Genomic DNA, 25,977 nt, shown 5'->3' on the forward strand with positions numbered 1-25,977 from the left:
TTAGGTTTTGCTCAACAATTTTTTGATGCGCGCTGGGTTCAGCGGTGCTTCACGCATGCGAACGCCTGTCGCATCAAAGAAGGCATTGGCAATGGCTGCAGGCACCACACGGCATGTGGCTTCGCCAGCCCCTGTCGGCGCCGCCTCGGGGCGATTGATCAGCACAATGTCGATGGTCTCAGGCGTGTCTTTGATTTCCAAAATGGGGTAGCTGTTCCAATCGACACTCTTGACTTTGTCGGGAGAGAACTGAACCTCTTCATAGAGTGTTCGCGACAGTGCTTGAACCAAACCGCCTTCAATGGTGTAACGCAAACCTTGTGGGTTGACGATCAATCCGCAGTCGTGCGCCACCGTGAATTTGCGGCCCCAAATGCGGCCTGTTTTGCGGTCCACTTCAATTTCGGCTACCACCGCCACGATGGTGCCCGCGCGTTGCGCATACGCGATGCCACGACCTGTCAGCACAGCGCCCGAGCGATCGCGCTTGGCCTTGCCGCGTGGCTCCCAGCCCGCTTTTTCGGCTGCGGCTTTGAGCACGGCAATGTCGCGCGGCGCCTTGGCGTATTTCACACGGAAGGCAATGGGGTCTTCGCCCGTGGCATAGGCCAATTCGTCAATGAACTGCTCGCTGGCAAATTGAATTTGCAAACCCACTGGATCGCGCATGTGCGATGTGCGCATAGGGGATGCGCTGTCGATCAAATCAGGAATGACTTCCCAGGCCAACAACTTGTTGTCAAAGGCGTAACTTTCTTCGGGGATGCCGAAGGTGATACCGCCCTTGGGCGGCAGACCCAACTCCATGCCCACCAAGCTGTCGCGGGGATCAGACTCGTTGCTGTCAATGGTGGCCCTGGAGAATGCGCGCGTGGTGAAGTCATAAGCCACCACTTTGCCATCGGCATCGATCGCAGCGCGCGCACGGTGCACCGATGCAGGCGCTTTGGGATCCCATGCCGTACCGTCGTGGCGCATGCCTTGCACACGCACAGGCTGACCCACTTTGGAGGAAATGAAAGCCGCGTCCATGACGGCATCACCGGCGTCATTGCGCCCGTAAGAACCTGGACCTTGCACCCAAATGGCTTCCACTTTGTCGACCGGCACTTTGAGCAAAGCGGCAACGCCGTCACGGGCATAGTGTGGTTTTTGTGAACCTGTCCAAATGGTGATTTTGTCAGCCTTCACATCGGCCACAGCACTGGCAGGACCCATGCTGGCATGCGATTGGAAAGGCCACAAGTACTCAGCCTCCACCACTTTCACGCCAGACTTGAGGGCTGCTGTGACATCGCCTGTTTTCTGTTCTTCTGTGCGCTTGCGTGTCGGTGCCTGACGAATGTGTGCGTGCAGTTTTTCAAACTCCGGAAAGGGTTTGGGTGAGGCACTCCAAGTCACCTTCAGTTCTTTGGCTGCGCGCACAGCATCCCACTCACGCTCGGCCACCACAGCCAAAAAGTTTTTCTCGCGGACCACGCGGGCGCCGGCAATGTGCTTGATCGATGCTTCGTCGACTTTCTCTGCCAAGCCGCCAGCAACGGGCGTGCGAATGACACGCGCATGCAGCATGCCAGGTACTTTGACGTCAGCAATGTTGCCGCTGGTGCCAAACACTTTCCAAGCTACATCGTTGCGTGGAATAGACAAACCCACCACTTTGTACTCTGAAGGTGATTTAGGCTTGGCCAGGCCTTTCACATCCAGTGGATTGCCAATCCGTTTGTTCCATTCCACTTTGGAATTGAAGTATTTGCCGCCGATCAATTCAGCATACGTGACCTTCTGCGCACTGTTGCCTTTGACCGAGATTTCACCATCGTCCACCACCAAGTTGGCGACTGGCACACCCAGTTTTTCGCTGGCCAAGTTCAGCAAGATGCGACGCGCTTCTGCGGCCGCATTGCGCAGTGGTTTGGCGCCGGCTTGGATGCCCAGTGCACTGGAGGCGCCACCTTGGTTCAAAGAACTGGCGGTGTTGCCCATCACAATTTTGACTTTGCGATACGACACGTCCAATTCTTCGGCCACGATTTGCCCAATGGCCACTTCCAAGCTTTGGCCCAAGTCGACTTTGCCGTAATAAGCGACCACCGAGCCATCAGGCTGAATGGCCACCCATGAATCGAGTTCATCGGCTTTGAGTGCAGGCTTGATGGCACTGATGGTGGCCAAGGTCGTGCCCATCGCAGTGGCAGAAGCAGAACCCGCCATCGTTGCACTTGCGGATTGTGCGAAGGCCTGCGTTGACACACCGCCACTGGCCACTGACACCACCAGGGCGCCCGCAGCACTGAGAAAATCTCGGCGCGATGTGCCGCTGAGCTTGTCACTGTGGTTTGTTGTCGTCACCTCGGAGGTGTTCACGTCTGAATTTGAAGAATTGTGCATGGTGTGCTCCTCAAGCCATCAAAGTTTGTGCGCGCTTGATGGCGCGCAAAATGGACACATGCGTACCGCAACGGCACTTCAAACCTTCCAAGGCCGTTTTGATTTCGGCGTCGGTGGCTTTGGGGTTGCGTTTTAAAAATGCGGCCGAGGTCATGGCCCAGCCATTGATGCAGTGACCACATTGCGGCACTTGCTCTTCTAAAAATGCCACCTGAATGGGGTGTGGATTTTCGGGTGTTCCCAAACCCGCCAAGGTGGTCACTTTTTTGCCCTTCACGGCCGACACAGGCAACACGCAAGAGCGCACCGCTTGCCCATCCAGATGCACGGTGCAAGCGCCGCATTGCGCCAAACCACAGCCGAATTTCGGATTGTTCAATTTCAAATCATCGCGCAATGCATAAAGCAAAGGCATCTGTGGATCGCTGTCAATTTGGACGGACTTGCCGTCCACCATGAAAGGGGTCAAAGCCATGTTGTCTCCTGTTGATTGTTCAAACTTCTGTCAGCATGTCGTCCAGTGCCGTCACCAGCGCACTTTGCAATTCTGGATCTTGACTGGAATGACCTGCCGTATGCACCACACGCAACTGCGCCAAAGGCCACACTTGCTTTAACTGCCAAGCCGTCTCTGCCGGCGTGACCATGTCAAACTGACCCTGCACGATGATGCCGGGTATGTTTTTTAAGAAATCATTGGCCGTGGCCGGCACGATGTGGCCCCGACTGCCCAGCTCGGGATCGTGTGCAAACATGTGCGCTGAAATTCGGGCCATGGCCAAACACTTCAAATCTTCTTCAGGGCCTGCATGCGCAGCATGCACCGGGTCGCTGGGGTACACGCTGCTGAGCGCATCCTCCCAAGTGCACCACGCACGCGCCATGGCCAAAACTTGTGCCGATGTCCCCTCTTGCAAGACCTTGTCATAAGCATTCAAAAGCACGCTGTGTTGGCCACTGCGCACGGTCAAATCATCTGCATCGAGGTGTGCATGATTTTGAATGGCCGACACATAGTCTTGCCACTCAGCTCGAAAAACGCGACTGGCGCCACCGGGTTTGTAAAGCCAGTCCAGCTCATGGTCTTGCGCCGCAAACACGCCGCGCAGCACCATGCCAGACACATGCTGTGTGTATTGCTTGGCATACGCCAAGGCCAAGGTACAGCCCCAAGAACCTCCACACAACAGCCACTTGTCCACGTTCATGAGCAGGCGCAATTGCTCAAGGTCGGACACCAAATTGGCCAAGAAGTTATGCGCTGTTTCGGCATGCGGGGTGGAGCGACCACAACCACGCTGGTCCATCAAAATGATGCGATAGCGATGCGGGTCAAACAATCGCCTGGCCGTGGGCGAACAAGCACCACCCGGCCCGCCATGCAAAAACACAACGGGACGGCCCATTGGATTGCCGCATTCTTCCCAGTAAACCGAATGCCCATGCCCCACAGCCATGTGGCCTGAGCGATGCGGTGTAAGAGGCGGATACAAATGGCTCATACTTTTAACGCCGTTCGGCCTAGTCCAGCCGAGCCCGGAAACACCAAACTCTTGATCACCACGGGCACGGCGCCTGAGGTTTCCAGCATGGCGCCAATGTCAATGAAATCCAATTCCTTCAGCGTGATGCCATCGATCGACAACACGGGACTTTTCAAATGCAATTCTTCATGGCAATGAATGCCAATCAAGCCGCCACAATCGGCTTCGCCCACCAACAACAAAGGATGCCCCTGCGCTAGGACCGCCGACATGCCCTCGGCTACTGCACGACAAAACGCGTCCAAGCGGTGAAACGTGGCTGAACCTTGCCAGCGATAGCACACCGCCACAGCTTGATGGCCTTCGTGCAAATCCAATCGACGCATTGCGCGGCGAATGTTGTCGGCAATCTCAGCGACGTTCAAATCTTCTGCGGCCAAATCCAATTGCGGTGCAATCACCGGCACGTTGCGCACCGGCAAAATATTGGCGGGCTCAACGTAAATGGTGCTGCCACTCACCTGCACGGTGTATTGCGAAGCACCAATCACAGTGGCACGTATGCCCTGATCGGGCACTTCTAAACGAGGCCCCCAAGCTTGCGCTTTGCGCCTCACAGCTGCAGCCAACAGTGGGCCCAAATCGCCATAGGCCTGTGCTTCGCGGCCATACACATACTCCGACACACCGCCCGAAAAGGTCAGCACGTCGGGCAACTGGCTGGCGCGCAAGGGCTCTAAACGCAGCAAAGATTGGCTGATGGCATCGGGCGCTGCGTTGCCCGCCACATCAAAAATTCGCTCGGCCATGCGATCGACCATGCGCGCCAAATCTTCGGGTGCGACAGGCTGGCCCAAGGTCAGTGTCACGCCCACTTCTTCGGCAAATTTGCGACCCGCTTCTTCCAAACGCACCAAGCGGCCTTCGGTGTCCAAGGCCACGATGCGAGCGCCAATGTCAACCGCTGTTAAATCGACCAACTCGCCGTTTTCGCACACTGCAATTTTGGTGGTGCCACCGCCAATGTCGATGTTCATAACGCGCGCCGTTTCACGCACAGAACGTGCGGCGGCGCCAGAACCAAATGCGGCCAAGGTGGTCTCAAGCGCATCGCCCGCACTCACCGACACAAACTTACCCGCTTGGGCAGCAAACAAATCGGCAATGGCGCGCGAGTTGGTGCGGCGCACGGCCACACCCGTGAGGATCAAAGCACCGGTGTCAATTTTGTCGGGCGCAATGCCTGCCTGCGCGTATTGCGCTTCGATGAAGGCGCCCAATGCCGCCGCATCAATGCTTTGATCGGCTGCATAAGGCGTGAGCAAGACATCCGACTCGTGCAACACGGTGCGCTCACTGACGATGTAGCGGTTGTCCAAGCGCTCCAACACCAAGCGTGAAAACACCAAGTGCGAGGTGGACGAACCAATGTCAACGCCCACGCTGACCAAAATGATTTCGTCTTCACCCTCTAGGCTGCGACGCACGTTGCTGAAAAAAACGCGGCCCCCTACGGGCGCTTCTTGCGCCGTTGCGGAGGTCGTGGTTTCGTTCATTATTTCTTCGGTCCAAACTTCTCCATGAACTCAGCCGGAATGTTGTACCAATCTGGGTCCATGCGATCGGGCACGCTGTTTTTCTTCAAGAGGGCTTGATACTCTTTGCGAATGTGCGGATCTTCCAACCAATAAGGAATGGTGGTGCCGCCTTCAGTGACATCTTGTGCGGTGTAGTCAGTGTGCTTGGAGCCAGGCGCACCAGGATCACGGCCTGGGTTGTGCGGGCCAAACCAAGCCGTCAATCGCAAGGCTTCTTCACCGGCACTGAAGTGCTGGTGATACCAGCGTGCACCGCCGGGGGCTGCAGAGACCAATCCGACTGGTTCGTAATCGATGCGTCGCACCAAATGTTCTTTGCCATCTTTCCAAGGTGTTTCACCTTCATCTTCGGGCCAGGTGTAGGTGTAGCCTTTGCCATTCAAGCAAATGAGCACCGCAGCAGAAGTGTGGGCGTGTGCGCGGGAGTAACGACCATTCTCGTGTTGACCAATCCAAAAGTAGAAACAGTTGTTGGTCATGAAAGGCTCAATGCGGCGATAGCCAGGTGAGCGGCGGTTGTCCAATGGCAATTCACACTTCATCACGTCGGGAATGAAGTTGGTTTTGCGCATGGCCAAGCCGCGCACGGGATCGGCTTCTACTTCGTCGCGGGCTTGGTAAAAATCGTCTGCGCCATTGAAGCGGTCACGGAACACGAAGGGGTTGTTGAACACCGCCTCTGTGCTTTGCAACATGTTCAGCACATTCGGTGCTGTGGTACCCGCCAACAACAGTGCGCCACTGGAGGTGGCATTCACAATGCGGTGCCATGCATTGATAGGGATCGAGAACATCGAACCTGCTTGCCACTCAAACACGTGCTTCTTGGTGTCGCCTTCTTGCCAAACTTCCGTGGTGCCGCGTCCCTCTACAACCAAGTAGATTTCTTCGTACATGTGCTTTTCGGGGTGCAATGCACCCGCGCCAGGCACCTCCACCACATAACAACCCCACTTGGTTTCGGTACCGTAGAGTTGAATGAAGTGACCTTTGCCGCCAGTGCGCTTCCAGGGCACCAAGGGCAAGTTTTGCACCTTGTTGATGCCCACATCGCGAAACACGGGCAGACCCTCTGCTTCCATGTAGGCGTCGTAAGGCGTTGGCTGTTTTTTGAACACGCCGTAACCGGCCTTTTTGTTGCCTGCTGGCTCATGCCAGTGGCTGGTGTCTTTATCGTGTGGCATTCAAGGGGTCCATCTAAAAAGCAATTGGAGGGGCTGTTCAGTGCGTTCTTCTATAGTGAACAGCGTTCTACTATGCTAAACCACCCCCTCAGGAGCGTCAACAGGGTTCACCTTGTGAAGGCCCCTCAAGGCTGTGGCTTTTTCTCACAAGTCGCTCGACTAAAAAGTGTTGTTCTGACGCAAATCCAAAAGGTGGCTAGGGTATTCACGAATGTGGGTTTTCACCGATTTTTCGCTTAATAACATCACTGTCTTTCAAAAGAGAACAGTGTTCTTCATGCCGGAACAGGCGGCTGAACCACCCAGACCACTGGGCTCAACGATTTCACTTTTTATCACTTGGAGATACACATGACTTTCAAATACCGTGCACTGACATTGGGTTGCTTCGCAGCCATGGGCTTGGTGGGCAATGCCCACGCTGTTAAATTGGCTGGCGACCTGCTCGAGGTTTATGGCAACCTTTACCCACAGTACCAAACTGTGACATTTGGTGACTCATCTGCAACTGGCGCCGAAGTCAGCACGATGACAAAAGGCAAGACTGGCGCACAAACCAACACATTCACAGCGGGTGCAGTTAGCGCCACCAAGTTCACACCCGTCAACTCTTACATTGGCTTCAAAGGTCAAAAAACTGTTGGCGACTTGACATTGGGTTATGACGTGCAAGGCGTGGTCAACATTGACAGCTCCAATGGTTCTTCTTTCTTGTCCGAGCCACGCGATGCTTTCGTATTTGTTGAACACAAATCTTTCGGCTCTTTGACAGCTGGTCAACAAGACACTTATTACAAGCAAAACGGCGACAAGGTTCGCATGTTGGGCGTCTCTTCTAGCAACTTCGTGTCCAGCGCCAACGTTGCCTCCAATCCAACATGGGGTAACAAAGGTGTTTCTACATCATTCAACACACGCATCAATGGTCAGCTGTTGTGGGCAAGCCCACGCATCAATGGCTTCGAAGTGGGTTACTCTTTGCGCCAAGACCCTTCTAAAACAGCGACAAAGAACGCAAGCTTGTCGTCCGTAGGTATCAACTGGACTGACAAAAAATACTACGTTGGTTTGGCTCAAGAGACTCACAATGATTACTTTGCAGTTTCCGGCACAGCTTCCACAGCAACCGCTGGCTCAATTTACAACGCAGCTGCAGGCTTGCGCTCCAAAGACACTGCTACACGCTTGTCTTTTGGATACCGCGTCTCCGGCATGCGCATCGGCGCTGACACCTCCACTTTGAAGTACACAGAAACTTCTGCGCAAGTCAACGGCTTCCAAAGCTACAAAACCACCACTTACCAAGTGACTGGCGAGTACGATTTGAACAGCCAAATCACAGTGGCCGCACAATACGCCAACAATGCTGCAGGCAATTGCACATTGAACGGCACCATCGCTTGCTCCACAGCAGGCTTGGGTGGCAACTTGGTAGGCTTTGGCGCCAAGTACAACTTGGACAAGAACTTCGCCATCTTCGCATTGGCTGCTAAAGGTTCTGCCAACTCTGGCGCTGTGATTTCTTTGGGCAGTGGCGCTGGCAAAACAGCAGTTGGTGGCACCATCAACGCTGCAGCAGTTGGTATCCAAGCTCGCTTCTAATCAAAGCACTTTGGTGCAATGACCCGGCAGGTGTTCTGAAAAGAGCACCTGCTTTTTTTTGGGGACTAGAGGAATCTGAAATGAAGTCAATGATTGCAGGTGTGCTCTCGCTGTTCAGCTTGTGCGCCCATTCCGCCGATGCAGATGCCATTCAAAGGGGCAAAGGCCTTTTCATGCAGCACCAATGCTACAGCTGCCATGGCACTGAAGGCCAAGGCGGGGAGCGCAACGCAGGCCCTAAAATTTTCCCCAACCCAACGCCCTTCGTTGCGTTTGAATTGCAACTGCGAACACCACGCAACCTCATGCCCCGCTACGCAGTGCAGAGCATCAACGATGTGCAGTTGAAAGATTTGTATGCGTATGTTGAGAACATGCGCACCAGCCCTGCTGTGGCGCAGATTCCCTTGATCAACAACGCAATGCGCTGATGCGCTGAAGCTTCAGTGCGCTGTTGCCACTTGGCTCAACGCGCTTGGCAAACCACGTCCAACAAAGCTGGACGTCCTTGTTTCACCTCGGCCAGTGCGCGTTGCAACGCACCTTTGAGTTGCGAAGGGTCTTTGATCGGGCCTTCAGCCCACACGCCCATGCCTTGGGCAATCTTGGCAAAGTCAATGTCGGGGTTGCGCAAACTGTTGCCAATCCAAGCTTGGTCGGTGCGTCTGTTGTGCAATGAGGCCATGCGCTGCAAATGCATTACCTCTTGGTAATAGCCTCCGTTGTTGTGCATCACCATCAACAACGGAATTTTGTGGTGCGCAGCGGTCCACAAGGCGCCGGGCGCGTAAAGCAAATCGCCATCGGGCTGAAACGTCACCGTCATTCGGCCCAATGATTTGTTGGCCAAGGCTGCACCCACGGATGCAGGCAAGCCATAGCCCACACCTTGTCCGCCCGAGCCCCCTAACATTTGGTGATATTGCGTGGTGGGCCAGAGTTTGCGCGCCCACGCAATGCGATCGCTGACCGCCAAGCACCAGGGTTCGTTTCTGATCACTTCAAAAGTTTCCATGGCCAAGCGCGCCGTGCTGATGGGCGCGGCGTCCCAGCCTAAGGCTGCGCCTTCTTTGGCATCTTGAAGTTGCTTTTCCCAGCGCTTCTTCATCAACTCGCGACGGGCTTCGAAACTTGTCTTTTGTGCAGACGTGGTATTTTTCAAGATGTAGTCGGTGAGCACAGGCATCGAGGCTTGTGCTTCACCGGGTATGGCCATCTCCACTGACAAGAAGCGTTGGAAGTCTTGGTAGTTGGAACGGATGGACACATCGTTCATGCCAATGGTGATGATCTTCACATCGGCTTTGGCTTCTGGGCGAACTGTTTTGAAAGGATCGCTGAGACCATTGACCTGACCCCAGGGGTCGTACACCTCCAACATCAAGATCACATCGGCATCACGCACCAGCGCACGCTTTTGATCGCTTAGGCACAAGTGATGAGTATTGGGAAAATTCATGCGCCCACCCAAATCAATGACAGGCGCTTGCAAACTTTCAGCCAACTTCACCAAGGCTTTGACGCCGTCTTGGTTGCGCGCAGCTCGGTCGGCCATGATGACGGGGTTCTTGGCATTCAAGAGAAGTTTGGCTGCCTCTTGCAAGGCACCGGTGTCACCTTGCAGCGGCAGTGTAGGCCTGAGCTTTGGAATGCTAGGGGGTTTGCCGTGAATGGCATCTTCTTGCAAATCGATGTCGGCCATGATCACCACAGGCCCCATCTGACCGGTGGTGGCCACACGATAGGCACGTACAGTGGACTCTGCAAAATGTTGCAAAGAGCCAGGCGCATCATCCCACTTCACATAATCGCGCAGCAAGAGTGCAGGGTCCTGCACAGAGTGTGACCACTCGGTACCAGGTCGGCGTTTGTCGGCATCAATGCCATTGCCGCCAAACATGATGACTGGCACGCGGTCACACCAAGCGTTGTAAACCGCCATGGCCGCATGCTGAAAGCCCACGCTGCCATGCGCCATCACGGCCATGGGTTTGCCTGCTGCTTTGGCATAGCCATGGGCAATGGCCACTGACGATTCTTCGTGCAAACAGGTGATCAATTCTGGCGCTTTGTTGCCGCCATAGTTCACGACAGACTCATGCAAACTTCTAAAACTGGAGCCCGGGTTGGCAGCAACATATTCCAAATTCAAACTCTTGATCACATCGACCATGAAGTCTGAGCCTGGCCGCGGGATGAGTCGGCCACTTTCGACGGCCTTGGCATCCACATCACTCAACTTGCTGTTGGCAGGACCTGCTGGCGTTGCTGCCTGGGCTTGTTGAACCAAAGCCACACCGGCAGCCGATGCACTGGCCACACCTTTTAAAAAATCTCTGCGCCTCGTCGTGGGCGCTGCTTGATTTGAATCCAGATCTGCAGGTGTTTGCTTGTTGTGATCAGTCATGTGATGCGTCCTTTGAATGGGCCGGAATCCAATAAACCATGAGGTTGGCAATGATGATGGTGGCCGCGAGCAAATAGAACGCAGCCAAAAGGCCGTAATGGTCGGCCACAATGCCGCCCAAGATGGGCGCCACAGCCTGCGCACCCGACTGCATGCCGAACATCAAACCAATGGCCGTACCGCCCATATTTTTAGGCGTGGCTTCCAACATCCAGGCCTGCATGATGGGCCGCGCGGCGTACAAGAAGAAGCCCAAGACAGCAATCAAAAATACAAACCACGGTGAACCACCGGCAAAGGTCATGAGCAACAAGACCACACCACTCATGCCAAAGGACGACATCAAAATGGTTTTGCGACCCATGGTGTCCGACAAGTGGCCCGCGATCGGCGCCGCAATGAAACCCGCCAATTGCAACAAGGCCATGCCAGCACCGACCCAGAAGACGTCGTAGTGCATTTCTTTGGCCAAGTACAAAGGCAAGAAGGTGAGCAAGGTGCCTTGGGTCATGGAGCGAAAGCCAGAGCTGAGTGTGAGCAAGAACAGTCCGGGTGTGCGCATCAAATCTTTCACACCTTGCAAATAACTGTGCATGCTCTGGCCCTTTGCATCAGCGGCTGCAACTGGCGCATCTGACGAAGGCGCAGTTTTCTTTTTGGGTGCAAAGGTCATGGTGCCCAAGAAGAACAAAATGAGCATCGACATGGCCGCACCAGGCACCACGTTGAGCACCACAATTTCACGCCATGACAAAGTGGTGAGCAAGGCACCGACGGCCAAAGGTGCGAGGGCATCACCCACGTTGCCACCCATGCCGTGCAATGACAAAGCCAGGCCTTTGCGCTTGGGAAACATGCTGCCCAACAATGGAATGGCGGTGGGATGCCACAAGTTGTTGCCAATGCCCACCAGCATCACGCAAATGAGCAGCATCCAATATTGCGATGAAAAGCCCATCATCAAATAGGGAAAGCCCACCCAAAAAAGCGAAAGGGCCATCAACTGACCCTTTTTTCCCCACACATCGACCAACATGCCACCTGGAACATTGGAGATGGCACCTGCCGCATATTGGCACGTCATGATGAAACCAATTTGACTGTAGGAGAGTCCCATCTCATTGCCAATCAGTGGCAACAACATGAAGAAGGTGGCCGGATACCAATGGGTGAGTGAGTGGCCCAAGGTGATCAGGCCCATGTTGCGAATGTCCAGCTTGGAAAGTTGCGTGGCGTCTGCCACGGCTGCGTTGCTGGCACTCATTTATTTGGCTCCACGCATGATGATTTCGTCGTACAACTTGCGCCATTTGTCACGGCGGTCTAGGCTCTCTTCAGGGTCGACCACCAACATTTTGTAATTGCGCAAAGTGCTTGGAATCTTGCTATTGGCTGGCAGGTACTCAAGGTCTGCGTAGGCCTGCTGACCCTCGCCCAACAGATAGTCCATGAAGAGCGCTGCGGCCGCTGGATTTTTGGCATTTTTCATCACGCCCACAGCGTTGCCACGCACCACCGCAGGTTGCAGCACGGTCCAATCGATCGGCGCACCTTTTTTCTTCAGCTGCTCAGGCATGTAGTTGTAGACGGTGAGGGCCACGGGTACTTCGCCAGCTGCCACCATGTTGGTGAGGTTGGTATGGCCCTTGCGAACTGAGATGCCATTGGTGGTGGCCAGTTCTCGAAAATATTGCAGTCCTTTGGCTTCGCCCATGGACTGCACCACGGTCACAAACCAATCGATGTTTTCCACCTCATAGCCCAAGCGGCCTTTCCACTTAGGGTCCAACAGGTCTTGGTAGGTTTTGGGCAAATCAGTTTTTTTCACAGCGCCCGTGTTGTAAGCCTGCACCCACATAGAGTAGATGGTGGTGGCATATTCTTTGTGCGCAGGCACGCTGCCTGGCATCAAGTCTGCAAAGTGCGGCGAGGCCACAGCTTGCAGCATTTTCTCCCGGTGCAGTACTTCAAGCTCCACAGCACCAGCATGCACCACATCCACGTTGTAGCGCTTGGCTTTGGTTTCGTTCAAGGTGCGGTTCATAACACTGTCGCCACTGGCGCGCCAAGTCGACACCTTGACACCGTACTTCTTCTCGAACGGCTCAATCAAAGGCTTCAGATCTTTTTCGGCAATGGAGGTGTACAGCGTGATGGCGCCTTCTGCTTTGGCTGCAGCGGCCAATTTGGCTGCGCGATCGGGCGCGATACTGCGCAACAAATTCGGATCTGTTTGAGCCAGGGCACTGAAGCTCAGCCCCCAAATGCTCAGACATGCGACAACACCTAATGTTTTGCGAATCATTCGATTCTCCTTTGTTGTTCACGCCTACCGCGCACGCAGTCACCTGCCTAGGCAATCAACCTTTGCGGCTGAAAATTTCGTCGTAAATTTTGTTCCACTTATGGCCATCGTCCAAAGTTGTTTTGGGGTTGGCAAAAGTCAGTGGCATTTTGTTCAAGGTCGAAGGCACCTTGGTACTGGTCGGGATGAAATCCCGCTTGCCCAAAATGACCTGGCCTTCACTGAGTTCAAAGTCTTGGAACAAAAGCGCAGCATGGGGGTGCGGCGCACTGCGGGCCACACCATTGGAATTGGGGCGTGCAATGGTGGGTTCCAAGGCGAACCAATCCACAGGCGCGCCCGAGTTTTTCATTTGTTCAATTTTGTAGTTGTACAAAGTGAGGGCCATGGGCACTTCGCCAGAAGCTACCAAATTGGCCAACAAAGTGTGGCCTTTGCGGACAGAGACGGCATTCTTGCGGGCAATTTCTTTGAACAAGGCGATGCCTTTTTCTTCACCCATCTTCATCACCGTTTCGGCCAGCCAATCGCTGTCATCGGCCTCAACCGCCAACTTGCCTTTCCATTTGGGGTCGAGCAAATCTTGGTAGGATTTGGGCAAATCTTCTTTGCGCACCAGTTTCGTGTTGTAAGCACAGGTGAAAATGTTCAAGCGCGTGGCAATCCACTCTTTGTGCGCAGGGATGGCTTGAGGAATCAACTCGCTTAAGAAAGGTGAATTGCCCGCGATCAACACCTTCTCGCGCGACAAGACTTCCATCTCAGGGCTGTTGGTTTCAAACACGTCTACTTCAAAGCGGTTGGCTTTGGCTTCTAGCAAACCACGTTGCAAGATTTTTTCAGAGCCACTGCGCCAGACCTTGGCCTTGACACCGTATTTGGCTTCAAAAGCAGAGGTCAGGGCGGCCATGTCGTCTTGTGGCATGGACGTGTAAATGCTGACCACGCCTTCTTTTTTGGCGCCTTCCACCAAACGTTTCAAGCGCTCAGGACCCGATAAAGCAGCCAAAGCGGCGGTGGTGGCGGCTGAAGGTTGCGCCATCAAAGGACCCATTGCGGCCACGCCCAAAGAGGCGGCACCGGCTTGTATCATTTGGCGGCGAGAAAAACGAGAAACGCTCATGGAAATCTCCAATTAAGACTTGGGTGGCAATGTCGGCAGTTCGGCTTCGTAGGCTTCTTCCATGCGAGGCTTCATGCCATGCTTGGCCAATGAGTCTGCAAAACGTGTGCGAACCGCTTGGCTCTCGTCAGCATAATCAATTTGGTCGCCACCGACACGGCGGCTGATCCAAGCCTTAGGCACACCCTGGGCATTGCGAATCGATACCACCTCGTGTTTAAAAGCAAGGTAACGTGCTGGCGTATTGCCTGTATTAAAGTGTTGGTGGAACCACATGTTGGGTGGCACCACCATGGCGCCCACTTCCCAATCGTATTGGCGTGGCTCTTCACCTTCAGGCCACATCAAGCTGTAACCTTCACCGCTCAAGATGATCACGTGTGCGCCTGGGCCATGGCAATGGGCCTTTTTGTAGGTGCCCACTGGGAATTGGGAAATGTGGCTGTTCATGGAGCCACGTGCCATGTTGAAGCGAATGTGGCCACCACCAGCACCACGCTCTTTGGCACTGATCAAAGGTAAGTTCACAGCATCGGCCACGAAATTGGTTTCAAGCAGCAAACCTTTTTGCTCACCCTTGCCACTGAAGTAATCAGGCTCACCGTTGAAACGGTTGGCAAAGTCGTGCTGTGTGTTGAACACAAAGTTCAGGTCTTCGTACAAGTTGATGACGGGTGGGCCATTGGTCACAGCCACAAAGCGAGCCGCATCCTTGCCTGAACCATTGAAGTGCTGGTGCATGCAGTTCAAAGGAATGGCGAACAAAGCGCCCGCTTGCCATTCAAAAGTGATGCGATGGCCTTGGTCGTTCCAAACCGTGGTGGACCCACGACCAGACAACACATAGATCATCTCTTCAAAAATTTGACGCTGGGGTTCGAGCTGTTTGCCAGGGGCAATTTCGCACACATAGCAGTCATTGGAAGTGCGTGAAGCTTCGTGGTTGATGTAAACACCCTTGCCACCGCGGCGTGCCCAAGGCTTCAGGTCAACTGTGTTCAAGCTGCGAATGTAATGGGCACTGATGATGTCCAAACCTTCGTTCTTTACCCAACGTGTGTAGGGTGTTTCTTTTTCGGTCGCGAATTTGGAAGCAAGGTCTTCCGATACGAGTGCGTCTTTTGCCATGTGCTGCTCTTTTGTATTTTTTGAGAATCGATGCAGGCGCTGTGCGCGCCCGCAAGGTTTTATTTGCGCAAATATTTCAGGATGGTTTCACCATCCAAAGTGACTGAAGGATCAAACTCCGGTGCATTTTCAATTTGCTCCAAGTCATTCAAGCCGCAGTATTTAAAAATGCGGTTGATAGAGGAGATCAAACGCACTGGGCGATCGGGATCTGCATTGAAGTGCTGGTGAATGGTATTTGGTGGAATGTAGATCACATCGCCAGCTTCCCACTCGTAGCGCTTCACTTCAGCTTGCGGTTTCCAGTGGTAAGTGTCTGTAATTTCCACGTCGCAGTCTTGGTGCAAATCGTAGCCGCGGCCTTCGAGCACGTAAACGCACTCTTCTGCCAAGTGACGGTGCTTGCCCGACTTACTGCCTGGTGGAATGACTTGCATGTACGCATCAACGGTTTCGATGCGTGTGTTCATGGATTCATTCAACAAGTGCTTGAGCAAACCTTGACGCGCCATTTCCCAGGGCATGTTTTCGGGATGCACCACTTTGTGACGCTTCGAATTGCGCGCAGGCATTTGCTCTGCGTCGTCCAACAAGCCTTGGTAGTACTTGCCTTGTTGGTTGCCTTGCAACCATGATTTTGATTCGTCCCAAGCCATCTCAGTAGCCTCCCTTTGGATGGTTAAAGTCTTCTTCGTCATTGCGGGCCACAAAGCCTTCGCCGCCTGGAGCGGGTTCGCTTGGGCGGGGTTCCACTTGGTGTTGGAACAACATGTTCATGAACATGTACATGGGTTTGGTTTTGATCACCAAGGCACGGGCAGGTCGCTCGTTGCTGGCGTTAAAGTGTTGGTGCACGCAGTTGTTGTGGACCACTGCAATGTCGCCGGCTTTCCAGTCGTAGCGGATGCCGTCGTGAATTTCATAGCCTGTGCCATCCAAAATGTAGAAAGCAGCTTCATTCACGTGACCATGCTTCTGTGAGTTGCCACCAGGGCCGTACTCTTCCAAGTGCATGTGGAATGTTTGTGTGATGCCATCTTTAGGCTCTACATAGTGGCGGCTAAAAGCTTGAGGGCCATCGTTGAATTTGATGTCTTTGCCTTTGCGCACGCGAGGCATGGCACGCAGGCGCTTGAGTTCATCGCCTAAGTTGTAGGGGCCGGCAATCGCACGCACAAAGGTGCGATCTTTTTTGCTGTGGTAGTGCGACTCGTTGGGAACGAATTCCGTCGAGGGCGCTTTTTTGTCATCAGCACTCATGGTTTTCCTTTGAAGTTTTAAAGATTAATTTTGATTTTTCAAGACAATGCAGTCGGACGGGTCCAACACGATGTGAATCGGTGCATCCACTGGCGTTTTCTGGCTTGGGTGAACACGCGCCAGCATCACTTTGTCTTTCACTTGGACTTGGAAGTCGAGCACTTCGCCCAAGAAGATCTTGGCGTACACAGTGCCCAAGTAATGGTTGGTGTGATTCACGGGCGGCGTGGAGTCACTCAGATGAATGTCTTCTGGACGGATACACACCTGCACCTCTTCACCGACACGGAAATCATTGATCATGGGAACTTGAACGATGCCAATTTCTGAATCCACCACCATGGCCTTCGCCGCAGCATCGATCGAACGGACGGTGGCTTTGATGAAGTTGATGGTGCCCACAAAGTCGGCCACAAACTCACTGTTGGGCGTTTCATAGATTTGGCGAGGTGAGCCAATTTGCATGATTCGGCCGTTGCGCATCACGGCAATTTCGTGCGACAAGGCCAAGGCCTCCGACTGATCGTGCGTGACATAAATGGTGGTGATGCCCAATTCGCGTTGGATTTTCTTCAACTCAAAGCGCATCTTCTCGCGCAGCTTGGCATCCAAGTTAGACAGCGGCTCGTCCAGCAACAAAAGCTTAGGCTCCATCACCAGCGCACGCGCCAAAGCCAAACGTTGTTGCTGACCGCCAGACAAACGCGTGGCATCGCGGTCGTGGTACTGCGCCAACTCAACCGACTCCAAAACGCGCATCACCTTGGTTTCGATTTCTTTGCGACTGTAATTTTTTTGTCCCACTTCCAAGGGGAAGCTGGCGTTCTGAAACACGGTCATGTGGGGCCAGATGGCGTAGGACTGAAACACCATGCCAAAGCCACGCTTGTTAGGCGGTACAAAAATGTTCTCTGAAGAGCTGTAAACATTCGTGCCACTGACACTGATCACACCCTCTGTGGGCTTCTCGAGACCGGCAATTGAGCGCAGCGTTGTGGTTTTTCCACAGCCACTGGGACCCAACAATGTAAAGAGTTGACCCTCGGGCACTTCAAAGCTGACATCTTGCGCGGCCTTGACGACAACGCCTTTGTCACTCACATATTCGGTATGCAATCCACTGACATTTAACACGTTAATTCCTTGTTTTAAATGAAGTCAGGCAAAGTCGAATGAACTTGCCCACCTGCAAATTTTTTAACTCTCTTTGACCCCGAAGCGCTTGCCTGCCATTTGGGCGATGCCCACCAAAACCAGCAGCATCAAGATGAACAACACACTCAATGCTGAGAGCTCGACGTACTGGCCGTTTTCCCACAACTCCCAAATCACAATGGAGATCACTTCATTGCCTGGGCTGTACAACAGAATGGAGGTCGACAATTCACGGATCGAAACAATCATCACGTAGATCCAGCCAGCCACCAGACCAGGCTTTAGCAGCGGCAAGATGATGCGGCGGAACACAGTGAGCCAGCTTGCACCGCTCATGCCCGCAGACTCTTCCAAATCTTTGTGAATTTGCAACATGGACGTGGTGCTGTAGCGCAAACCATAGGGCAAAAAGCGCGTGATGTAGGCCAGCAAAATAATCCAGAAAGTGCCGTAAATGCCGATGTCAAATGTGAGATAGAAAATCATGATCGACACGCCGAGCACCAAGCCTGGGAAGACCATTGGCAATGAAGCCAAGTTGTCCAACAGCCAGCGGCCACGAATTTTTGTTTTCACCACAATCCAGCAAACCACTGAGGCCAACAGCATCACCACGGTTGCAGTGGTGAGAGACATCCACAAACTGTTGAAGGCGGCCGCACGAATGGTGTCTGAACCCAAGATGTAGCGGTAGCCGTCTAAAGTGATGCGTGACAAAGCTTCGATGGAAGGCGGCGCATAAAACTTTTGCAGCGAGGACCACAACAATACCAAGAAGGGCAAGATCACAATCAGCAAAAAGTAGACGATGAAAATTGCCAAAGTGAAATAGCGCCAAACGCCCAAGTCAATGGTGCGAGGACGGAAACCCTTGCCCGTCACGGTGGCGTATTTGTTACCAGAAGCCGAGATTCGCGCCTGGACATAAATGCCGCCTGTGGTCAGCAACAGCAAAATGACCGAGTAACTGGCGGCAAGACCAATCTGACTGGGGTATTGGTGAATGGCTTGATAAATGGCCGAAGTGAACACCTGAATGCCGCCGGGCAAACCAAGTAGTGCTGGCACTTCAAAGGACTCAATGGCACGCACAAACAGGGTGAGCACGGTTGCCACGATGGCCGGAAAAGCCAGTTTCAGCGTAATTCGCCACAAGGTATTGAGAATGCTAGAACCACTCATCACAGCAGACTCTTCGAGTGAGGGGTCCATGGCCCTGAAGGCCGAAGACATCAACAAGAATGCCATGGGTGAGTAATGCAAACCATCGACCCAAATCATGCCCCACATGGAATAGATGTTGAAGGGCGGCGCACTCAAACCAAATGCGGCCATGGCCCATGTGTTGAGCAAACCAATCTTGGGACTGGCCAGCATGATCCATGAAATGGTGAACAAAATGCTGGGAATGATCAGCGGCACGATGGACAAAGCAAAGAACAAGCGCCGCATGGGCGTGTTGGTTCTTTCGTTCATCCAGGCCAGTGCGGTACCAATGACAAAAGCCAAAAATGAACCGCCCAAAGCAAACTGCACGGAGTTCCAAAAAATGGCCACCGTTTCTGGGTTGGTGTACGCGGTGACGTAATTCTCAAGCGTGAATGTGGAGGGTGACGTTGCAGTTTCAGGCGTGTGGAAACTTTGCCAAATCATGAAACAGAAGGGCACCAGAGCGAGCACGGCGACCACAGCCAAGCTGATGCCAATGACCACCCATTTGGCGTCGAACGCCGCCCCAAATTTGGGACTTGCAGTTTCTGCGACTGAACTTCTCACGAATTAATTCTCCAGATTGGCTCTGACGTACTCAGATATTTTTCGTTCTTTCATGTGGAACTACAGTCCACATATAGGCACAAATGCCATTAGGCGGGAATGCTTGCTTCGTGTCAATAGTCGAGCCGCATGGTTTTCCCTGTCGAGAGTTTTATTCTCATCAGTCGAGAAAGAGTTTCTCGCCAAGCTCTTTTCAGAAAGCTTGATTTACCTCATCATTCTTTTATAAGGAACGATGTTCTTTTGAGCGGGAAATAGATATGATGTCGCGGAATGCTCTGAAATGCCAAAAAACAAGGCTTGAATCGCAGTCGCAGCCTAGCAATCACATTTCAGTCATGGCCCACTGTAAAAATTTCAATCAGCACTGATTCTTCACAACACATCCATGACCACAGATTCCACATCATCCAAAAGCTCACGCCTGTCGTCAGTCGCGGCCGCTGTGCGCGTCCTTAAATGTTTCTCCGAAGTGGAGCCCGAAATTGGCATCAGCAGCTTGGCCAAGCGTTTGTCTTTGGCCAAAAGCACGGTCCACCGTTTGGCGGTTACCCTGACCAGTGAGGGACTTTTAGAGCAAAGCCCAGAAACCGGTCGCTACCGCTTAGGCATCAATTTGTTCGTGATGGGCGCCTTGGTGCGCCGTCGCCTGGATGTGTCCAACATGGCCCAGCCCTTCCTGAATGTGCTGCGCGAGAAGACGGGCGAAACCATTCACTTGGCCGTGATGAATGAAACCAACATTTTGTACCTTTACAACTTGGAGAGCAGCCAAGCCATTCGCATGAAAAGCTACATCGGCACCATCAAGCCCGCTTTTTGCACTTGCGAAGGACGTGCCATCGTGGCCTTTGGCGGTACCGAACTCATGAACAAAGTGCTCAGCAGCCCGTTGGCAGCCCGTACGCCCGAAACGCAAACCGACCCCGCCAAATTGATGAAGATGTTTGCCGAAATTCGCGCCCACGGCTACGCCATCGATGACGAAGAGTCAGAGCAAGGCATGCGTGGCATTGGCGCGCCACTGCGTGACATCACAGGTCAAGTGGTGGCAGCCATCGGCATTGGCGGTCCCAGCCAACGCCTGACCTTGAAAAAATTACGCGGCTTGGCACCCGTGCTGTTAAACACGGCCGAGTCCATTTCGACACAACTCGGCTACCGGGCTTAAACGCGCCATCTTTCCTTTCAAAAGGCGCTTCGAAACCATGTCTCAAGCAGTACACACCATTCAACTGGCGGGCACCGACCAGTCATTCCCATGCGCAGAAAACGACACCTTGCTGCGCGCCGCACTTCGAAATGGCATTGCCTTTCCATATGAGTGCAACGTCGGCTCCTGCGGCAATTGCAAATTTGAATTGCTAGAAGGCGTCATGGCCTCTTGCTGGCCCGAAGCCCCCGGTCTTTCCGACAAAGACCGTGCGCGCAACAGAGGACTGGGTTGCCAAAGTCGTCCCACAGGCCCCTTGCAAATCAAGCTGAGAACCAGCGACAAATACGCGCCACAGTTTCCGCCTGTGCGCACACCTGCCAAGCTCATCGCCTCGCGCGTCATCACGCATGACTTGTCTGAATTCACCTTTCAAACCGACGCGCCCATGCCCTTTTTAAGTGGCCAATACGCACTGATACAAATGGACGGCATTGCAGGACCGCGTGCCTACTCCATGAGCAATGTGGGTCTGTTCAGCGGCGAGAGCCAAGGCGGCAATTTGATCGAAGTGCAAGTGCGACGCGTGCCAGGCGGTCAAGGCAGCGCCCATTTGTTTGACCATTTGAAGCCAGGCGACCGCGTTGAAATCGATGGCCCTTATGGCATGGCCTATTTGCGAGAAAACATTGAGCGTGACATTTTGTGCATCGCAGGTGGTTCCGGCTTGGCGCCCATGGTCTCCATTGCGCGCGGCACTTTCAGCAGCCCTCGCATGGCAGGCAGAAAACTCAGCTTCTTCTATGGCGCCCGCGCCATCCAAGATGTGTGTGGTCTAGACATGCTGACCACTTTGCCTCAGTGGCAAGAGCGCGGCACCTATCAAGCTGTGGTGTCGGGTGCCAACGAGGAAGAACACTTGCCTGAAGGCTACCTTCGCGGTTTTGTCCATGATGCGGTCGCCCAAACTTATGGTGACCGCTTACAGCAAATGGAAATCTATTTTGCGGGTCCGGCCATGATGGGCCAGTCTCTTTTGAAAACCTTGATTGATCTCAAAGTGCCCATGGACCAAGTGCACTTTGACCAGTTTTATTGAACGGCGCGTATGAGCAGCGAAGACATCAAAAACAAACACAGCGTCCAAGACCACCAGTACGGCGCCGACACCTATCACACGCACGACGGTGAAGCCGATCACGACCATGATCATGATTTCGCCGGCGATGACCCTTCTCAAGAATCCCTCTGGCGCCAAGACAATGTGATCTTGCACAGCGTGGGCATTGATGTGGGCTCTTCTGGCACACAAGTGGTTTTTTCACGCATTCACTTGCGCCGCATTGCCGAGGATTTGTCCAGCCGCTACACCGTGGTCGAACGCACGGCCTTGTACCAATCCCCCATCTCCCTCACGCCGTATTTGAACGACAGTTTGATGGACGCCAAAGCCTTGGGCACCATCATCGACAAGGCCTACCAAGACTCTGGCTTGCATCCCGATGAGATCGATGCCGGTGCCGTGATCTTGACCGGTGAAGCCTTGCGCCGTGAGAACAGCGAGTCGATTGCTGCGGTGTTGGCAGAGCAAGGCGGCGAATTTGTGTGCGCAACGGCGGGCCACCACATGGAAGCCATGCTGGCCGTTTACGGCTCGGGCGCTGCCAAACGCTCCTACGATGAAAAACATCGGATTTTGAACATCGACATTGGCGGAGGCACCACCAAATTGGGCCTGGTGCAAAACGGCGAGCTGATTGCCACGGCTGCCGTGCACTTGGGTGGCCGCCTCATGGTGGTGAACGAAACAAATGTGCTCACCCGACTTGACCCCGCAGGTGCTTACCTTGCTCAACAAGCGGGCTTCGATTGGAAATTGGGCGATCAAGTTTCGCGCCAAGATCTGGCCAAGGTGGCGCAGTGGATGGCCGATGCATTGGTGCGTGTTTTGACGCAAAAATTCACACGCGAAGACCTGTCCAACCTGTACCTCACAGACCCCGTAGACGATTGGGGCCAACTCGATGGCATCATGTTCTCTGGTGGCGTAGGCGAGTATGTGTACCGCCGCGAAATGCGGGACTTCGGTGATTTGGGCAAACTGTTTGGTGAAGCTGTGCGTCAGCGCCTTGATCAAAACGCCGTTCCCGTTCCACTTTTGCCTGCAGGTGAATGCATTCGCGCCACCGTGCTGGGCGCATCCGAGTACAGCGTTCAGCTCAGTGGCAACACCACCTTCATTTCTGAACCTGCAGCCCTGCTGCCGCGAAAAAATCTGCAGGTGATTCCTTTGAACCTTGAGCTCAAAGAAACCATCGATCCCGTTGAGATTGCAGAAGCACTGGGCAAATCGTTCCGCAGACACGACTTGGTGGAAGGGGCGCAAGATGTGGCCATTTCACTGCGTTGGTTGGGCGCGCCCTCTTTCACACGACTGCATGCCTTGTCGCAAGGCATCTTGCAGGGACTGCCCGAAACCTTGAAACAACAGCGGCACTTGTACATCGTGACCGACGGCGACATCGCACACAACTTGGGGCATTTGTTCAAAGAAGACGAGCGCGTCAAGTGCGAAGTCTTGGTCATCGATGGTGTCACCCTGTGGGGCTTTGACTTTGTTGATTTGGGCCGCATTCGCATGCCCTCATGGACCGTGCCTGTCACCGTCAAGTCGCTGGTCTTCAATGAAGATCCCCGTGCGCATGGCAAATCAGATCCTGGCGAATGGCATGCCCACGAAGACGGCAAGATGCACCGCCACGACCACAAGAAACCCCATTCACATGGCCATGGGCATTCACACGATCATGGCCACGACCATGGACACGGTCACTCACATGACCACGACCATCATCATGACCATGGTCACGATCACGCACACGGCACACAACACGCACTGAACTTGGTCCACAAGGCCAAGCCATGAGCGGCGTTTGCCACTAAAAAGCGCAGCCCCTGTGCTTTTTTTTCGCACCCAAGTATGACGAATTAGAAGAAAATCACACCATGGATTTGAACACAACATCACTGCTCGCGACGTCAGGTTTGTTGCTCGCTTTGGGCTTCAGACACGGCCTCGACCCCGATCACATTGCGGCGGTCGATGGCATGACACGATTGCGCCACAAAGGTCGTGCTTATTGGAAAGCGCGCCTCACAGGCTTTCAATTTGCCTGCGGCCACAGCCTCACCATTTTGCTGGCCACCTTTGTGTTTTACATGTACGGCATTCAATTGCCCGAATGGCTGGACGCAGTGGGGCTTTGGATTTCGACATTCTTCCTGGTGTGGTTGGCTTACCGCAATTTGAAGTTTTGCTATTCGGGCAACGACGATCACCACCATGCAGGCAGCCCTGTGCAACGCAAAATTTTGCAAGCCATGGGTCCTTTTGCACATCCCATGGGCGTTGGCTTTGGTTTTGCCATTTCGTTCGACTCTTTGGCACAAGCCGGTCTGATGGCGGCCAAGGGTCACGAGTTGGGTGGCTTGTTTGCCATCATCGCCATGGCCCTTAGCTTTGGCATCGGCATGACGCTGGCCGACACCAGCAATGGGTTGCTGATGCATTGGCTGGTCCATCGCAGCCATGCACTGGCGCACAACGCAGGTCGCATCATGAGTGGTGTGATTGCAACGCTGTCACTGATGGTGGTGGCCGTCGGTCACGCCAGCCAACACTTTGAAAACCTTGAAGCCATTTGGGACGCCTGGGGTGCCTACATCGGCCTCAGTGTCACTGGCATGGCGATCTTGGTCTACTTGGTCAGCATGCGCCTGTATCGCAGCGCCAATGCTAACTGGCAGGTTGTAAGTGCACATGGTGGACACCGTCCCCATGGTCGTGCCCCTTCGCTGCTTTTTCCAAAGTAACCGGCACAATTTGAACAGAGCCGTGGCGCACACCTGTTTGGGCCACGATGCGATGCGCAAATTGCCTCACATCTTTGGTTTTGCCGCGCAAAAATGCCACCTCTAAACAGTTGTCATGGTCCAAGTGCAAATGCATGCTGGACACCGTCAGGTCATGGTGGTCGTGCTGCAAATTGGCAATGCGCTCGGCCATGGTGCGATCATGGTGGTTGTACACATAACCCAAATGCGCAATGCAGTGCTCGCTCTCGTTTTGACGCAAGGTTTCTTGCGAATGCCAACCGCGAATCAGATCTCGAATCGCTTCCGAGCGGGAGGCATAGCCATTTTTTTCGGCCAATTGGTCCAAAATGGCAGCCAATTCGGTTTCAAGTGAAATGGTGATGCGTTCCATGAAAGTGCCTTGCAAAAATAGTCAGCGAATGTCAGCATGATACGCAGAAGCACGCCCTCCAGTCCATGAACCCCCTCGACAAACGCATTCCCGTTTATTTGCTCACAGGCTATTTGGGCAGCGGCAAGACCAGCCTCCTCAAAGCTTGGCTGGGTCAAGACGCGTTCAAAGATGCCGCCTTGGTGATCAATGAGTTAGGCGAAGTGGGATTGGACAACCAGCTGCTCAGTGGCGCCACCGAAAGCGCCGCACTGGTGGCCAGTGCGTGTGTGTGCTGCACTGGCTTGCCAGGTTTGGCCGAAGCGCTCGAAGACTTGTTCTGGGCTCGCCTTGAAAGGCGCATGCCGCGCTTTCCCAACTTGGTCATTGAAACCACAGGCTTGGCAGAACCCGGTCCTGTGGCCGAGGCCTTGCGCAGCAGCGATTTGCTCAAAGAGCGCTATCGCTTGGCTGGTGTGATCACATGCCTCAGCGCCAGCACTGCAGATGCGGTGCTCAAACAACACGCTGAAGCCCGTGCCCAATTGGCCGATGCAGATGTGTTGGTCATCACCAAAACAGACTTGGTCAGTGACGATCATTTGGCGGCACTGACATTGCGTGTGCAACATCAGTTGGCCCATTTGGAACTTGAACATGCGCCGCACTTGCTCACATCCGCGCAAGCCCGCTTATCGGCAGATGATGTGTTAGCGAGCCTGGCACTTCGCGCTGCTTCGCAGGCACCTGGCCCGTTTCGCGAATTCAAAGCAGTGACAACACTTGCGCACGGATTGCACTTGCACCGACCTGGCGAGCACTGTGACATTTGCGAAGGCACGCGTGCGTCAGCGCATGCTGCGCAAGCCTTGTGGTGGCCGCTCGTGGCACTTCCAAGCCTTGCTGAAGTCTGTGAACAGGTGCAAGCGCTTCAAAGCACTTTGGGGTCAGAGCTGCTGCGCTTAAAAGGCCGCGTCCAAACACCAGAGGGCGCGCATGTGATTCAACTGGCGCCTTTTGAAACACATGCTGAGGTTTGTCAAGACGAACTGCCTTGGTCAGACACCACACGCAGTGGCTTCACAGTGATTGTAAGCAGCCACTTGTCGGCTGCTTCAGCGCAATGGCTGACCCAACACGGCATGTCAAGCCTGGCGGCTTAAAC

The 25,977-nt window shown here is 53.9% G+C and carries 22 protein-coding genes; 7 read left to right on the plus strand and 15 right to left on the minus strand.

Going from position 1 to position 25,977, the window contains the following annotated elements:
• From L103DPR2_RS00870 to L103DPR2_RS00890, 5 genes are read right to left on the minus strand one after another with little or no spacing between them, the layout of a single operon-like run.
• Positions 1-2,391, minus strand: coding sequence for a xanthine dehydrogenase family protein molybdopterin-binding subunit (locus tag L103DPR2_RS00870; RefSeq protein ID WP_055359324.1), 2,391 nt, complete (start codon positions 2,389-2,391; stop codon positions 1-3).
• 10 nt (positions 2,392-2,401) lie between these two features.
• A complete protein-coding gene (locus L103DPR2_RS00875; RefSeq protein ID WP_055359325.1) occupies positions 2,402-2,866 on the minus strand; it encodes a (2Fe-2S)-binding protein in 465 nt (154 codons plus the stop codon).
• A 19-nt stretch (positions 2,867-2,885) separates the two neighbouring features.
• On the minus strand, positions 2,886-3,893 hold the full coding sequence (pip, locus tag L103DPR2_RS00880; protein ID WP_082466668.1) for a prolyl aminopeptidase: 1,008 nt from the start codon (positions 3,891-3,893) through the stop codon (positions 2,886-2,888).
• Positions 3,890-5,431 carry an ethanolamine ammonia-lyase reactivating factor EutA gene (locus L103DPR2_RS00885; RefSeq protein ID WP_055359327.1) on the minus strand — a complete coding sequence of 514 codons (1,542 nt, stop codon included), beginning with the start codon at positions 5,429-5,431 and terminating at the stop codon, positions 3,890-3,892. The genes pip and L103DPR2_RS00885 overlap by 4 nt, the downstream gene beginning before the upstream one ends.
• A complete protein-coding gene (locus L103DPR2_RS00890; RefSeq protein ID WP_055359328.1) occupies positions 5,431-6,657 on the minus strand; it encodes a cupin domain-containing protein in 1,227 nt (408 codons plus the stop codon). The genes L103DPR2_RS00885 and L103DPR2_RS00890 overlap by 1 nt, the downstream gene beginning before the upstream one ends.
• A gap of 351 nt (positions 6,658-7,008) precedes the next feature.
• Here L103DPR2_RS00890 and L103DPR2_RS00900 point away from each other — a divergent pair, with 351 nt between their 5' ends.
• Together L103DPR2_RS00900 and L103DPR2_RS00905 are read left to right on the plus strand one after the other, a co-directional pair.
• Entirely contained in the window at positions 7,009-8,259 is a 1,251-nt protein-coding gene (locus L103DPR2_RS00900; RefSeq protein ID WP_055359330.1) for a porin, read from the plus strand.
• 80 nt (positions 8,260-8,339) lie between these two features.
• On the plus strand, positions 8,340-8,690 hold the full coding sequence (locus L103DPR2_RS00905) for a c-type cytochrome (protein ID WP_055359331.1): 351 nt from the start codon (positions 8,340-8,342) through the stop codon (positions 8,688-8,690).
• A gap of 35 nt (positions 8,691-8,725) precedes the next feature.
• Here the strand turns inward: L103DPR2_RS00905 and L103DPR2_RS00910 are convergent, their stop codons facing one another.
• From L103DPR2_RS00910 to L103DPR2_RS00950, 9 genes are all read right to left on the minus strand, one after another.
• The gene (locus tag L103DPR2_RS00910; RefSeq protein ID WP_055359332.1) at positions 8,726-10,666 is read right to left on the minus strand and encodes a thiamine pyrophosphate-binding protein; all 1,941 of its coding nucleotides are present in this window, start codon (positions 10,664-10,666) and stop codon (positions 8,726-8,728) included.
• Positions 10,659-11,930, minus strand: a complete 1,272-nt coding sequence (locus L103DPR2_RS00915) for an MFS transporter (RefSeq protein WP_082466669.1) — start codon at positions 11,928-11,930, stop codon at positions 10,659-10,661. The genes L103DPR2_RS00910 and L103DPR2_RS00915 overlap by 8 nt, the downstream gene beginning before the upstream one ends.
• Entirely contained in the window at positions 11,931-12,971 is a 1,041-nt protein-coding gene (locus L103DPR2_RS00920; protein ID WP_055359333.1) for an ABC transporter substrate-binding protein, read from the minus strand. It lies immediately after the preceding gene.
• Between the two features lie 55 nt (positions 12,972-13,026).
• A complete protein-coding gene (locus L103DPR2_RS00925; protein ID WP_231717659.1) occupies positions 13,027-14,094 on the minus strand; it encodes an ABC transporter substrate-binding protein in 1,068 nt (355 codons plus the stop codon).
• A 12-nt stretch (positions 14,095-14,106) separates the two neighbouring features.
• Positions 14,107-15,222 carry a cupin domain-containing protein gene (locus tag L103DPR2_RS00930; protein ID WP_055359335.1) on the minus strand — a complete coding sequence of 372 codons (1,116 nt, stop codon included), beginning with the start codon at positions 15,220-15,222 and terminating at the stop codon, positions 14,107-14,109.
• A 59-nt stretch (positions 15,223-15,281) separates the two neighbouring features.
• Positions 15,282-15,878 carry a cupin domain-containing protein gene (locus L103DPR2_RS00935; RefSeq protein WP_055359336.1) on the minus strand — a complete coding sequence of 199 codons (597 nt, stop codon included), beginning with the start codon at positions 15,876-15,878 and terminating at the stop codon, positions 15,282-15,284.
• Position 15,879: 1 nt separating this feature from the next.
• Complete coding sequence (locus L103DPR2_RS00940) at positions 15,880-16,482, minus strand: cupin domain-containing protein (RefSeq protein WP_055359337.1); 603 nt, start codon at positions 16,480-16,482, stop codon at positions 15,880-15,882.
• 24 nt (positions 16,483-16,506) lie between these two features.
• The gene (locus tag L103DPR2_RS00945; protein WP_055359338.1) at positions 16,507-17,616 is read right to left on the minus strand and encodes an ABC transporter ATP-binding protein; all 1,110 of its coding nucleotides are present in this window, start codon (positions 17,614-17,616) and stop codon (positions 16,507-16,509) included.
• Between the two features lie 63 nt (positions 17,617-17,679).
• Positions 17,680-19,413, minus strand: a complete 1,734-nt coding sequence (locus L103DPR2_RS00950) for an ABC transporter permease (RefSeq protein WP_055359339.1) — start codon at positions 19,411-19,413, stop codon at positions 17,680-17,682.
• Between the two features lie 388 nt (positions 19,414-19,801).
• Between L103DPR2_RS00950 and L103DPR2_RS00955 the strand changes: the two genes are divergently transcribed.
• The 4 genes from L103DPR2_RS00955 (at position 19,802) to L103DPR2_RS00970 (ending at position 24,439) form a co-directional block, all read left to right on the plus strand.
• Positions 19,802-20,584 carry an IclR family transcriptional regulator gene (locus tag L103DPR2_RS00955; RefSeq protein ID WP_055359340.1) on the plus strand — a complete coding sequence of 261 codons (783 nt, stop codon included), beginning with the start codon at positions 19,802-19,804 and terminating at the stop codon, positions 20,582-20,584.
• Between the two features lie 37 nt (positions 20,585-20,621).
• On the plus strand, positions 20,622-21,665 hold the full coding sequence (locus L103DPR2_RS00960; protein WP_055359341.1) for a 2Fe-2S iron-sulfur cluster-binding protein: 1,044 nt from the start codon (positions 20,622-20,624) through the stop codon (positions 21,663-21,665).
• A gap of 9 nt (positions 21,666-21,674) precedes the next feature.
• Positions 21,675-23,492 (plus strand): ethanolamine ammonia-lyase reactivating factor EutA, encoded by a 1,818-nt coding sequence (locus L103DPR2_RS00965; RefSeq protein ID WP_055359342.1) that lies wholly within the window; start codon positions 21,675-21,677, stop codon positions 23,490-23,492.
• Positions 23,493-23,572: 80 nt separating this feature from the next.
• Entirely contained in the window at positions 23,573-24,439 is an 867-nt protein-coding gene (locus L103DPR2_RS00970; protein WP_055359343.1) for a HoxN/HupN/NixA family nickel/cobalt transporter, read from the plus strand.
• Here L103DPR2_RS00970 and nikR read toward each other — a convergent pair.
• A complete protein-coding gene (nikR, locus tag L103DPR2_RS00975; protein ID WP_055359344.1) occupies positions 24,363-24,833 on the minus strand; it encodes a nickel-responsive transcriptional regulator NikR in 471 nt (156 codons plus the stop codon). The genes L103DPR2_RS00970 and nikR overlap by 77 nt on opposite strands.
• A 65-nt stretch (positions 24,834-24,898) precedes the next feature.
• Here nikR and L103DPR2_RS00980 point away from each other — a divergent pair, with 65 nt between their 5' ends.
• Complete coding sequence (locus L103DPR2_RS00980) at positions 24,899-25,975, plus strand: CobW family GTP-binding protein (protein ID WP_055359345.1); 1,077 nt, start codon at positions 24,899-24,901, stop codon at positions 25,973-25,975.
• The last annotated feature ends 2 nt before the right edge of the window (positions 25,976-25,977 follow it).

The sequence above is a fragment of the Limnohabitans sp. 103DPR2 genome, assembly GCF_001412575.1.
In the GTDB taxonomy this organism is placed as follows: Bacteria; Pseudomonadota; Gammaproteobacteria; order Burkholderiales; family Burkholderiaceae_C; genus Limnohabitans_A.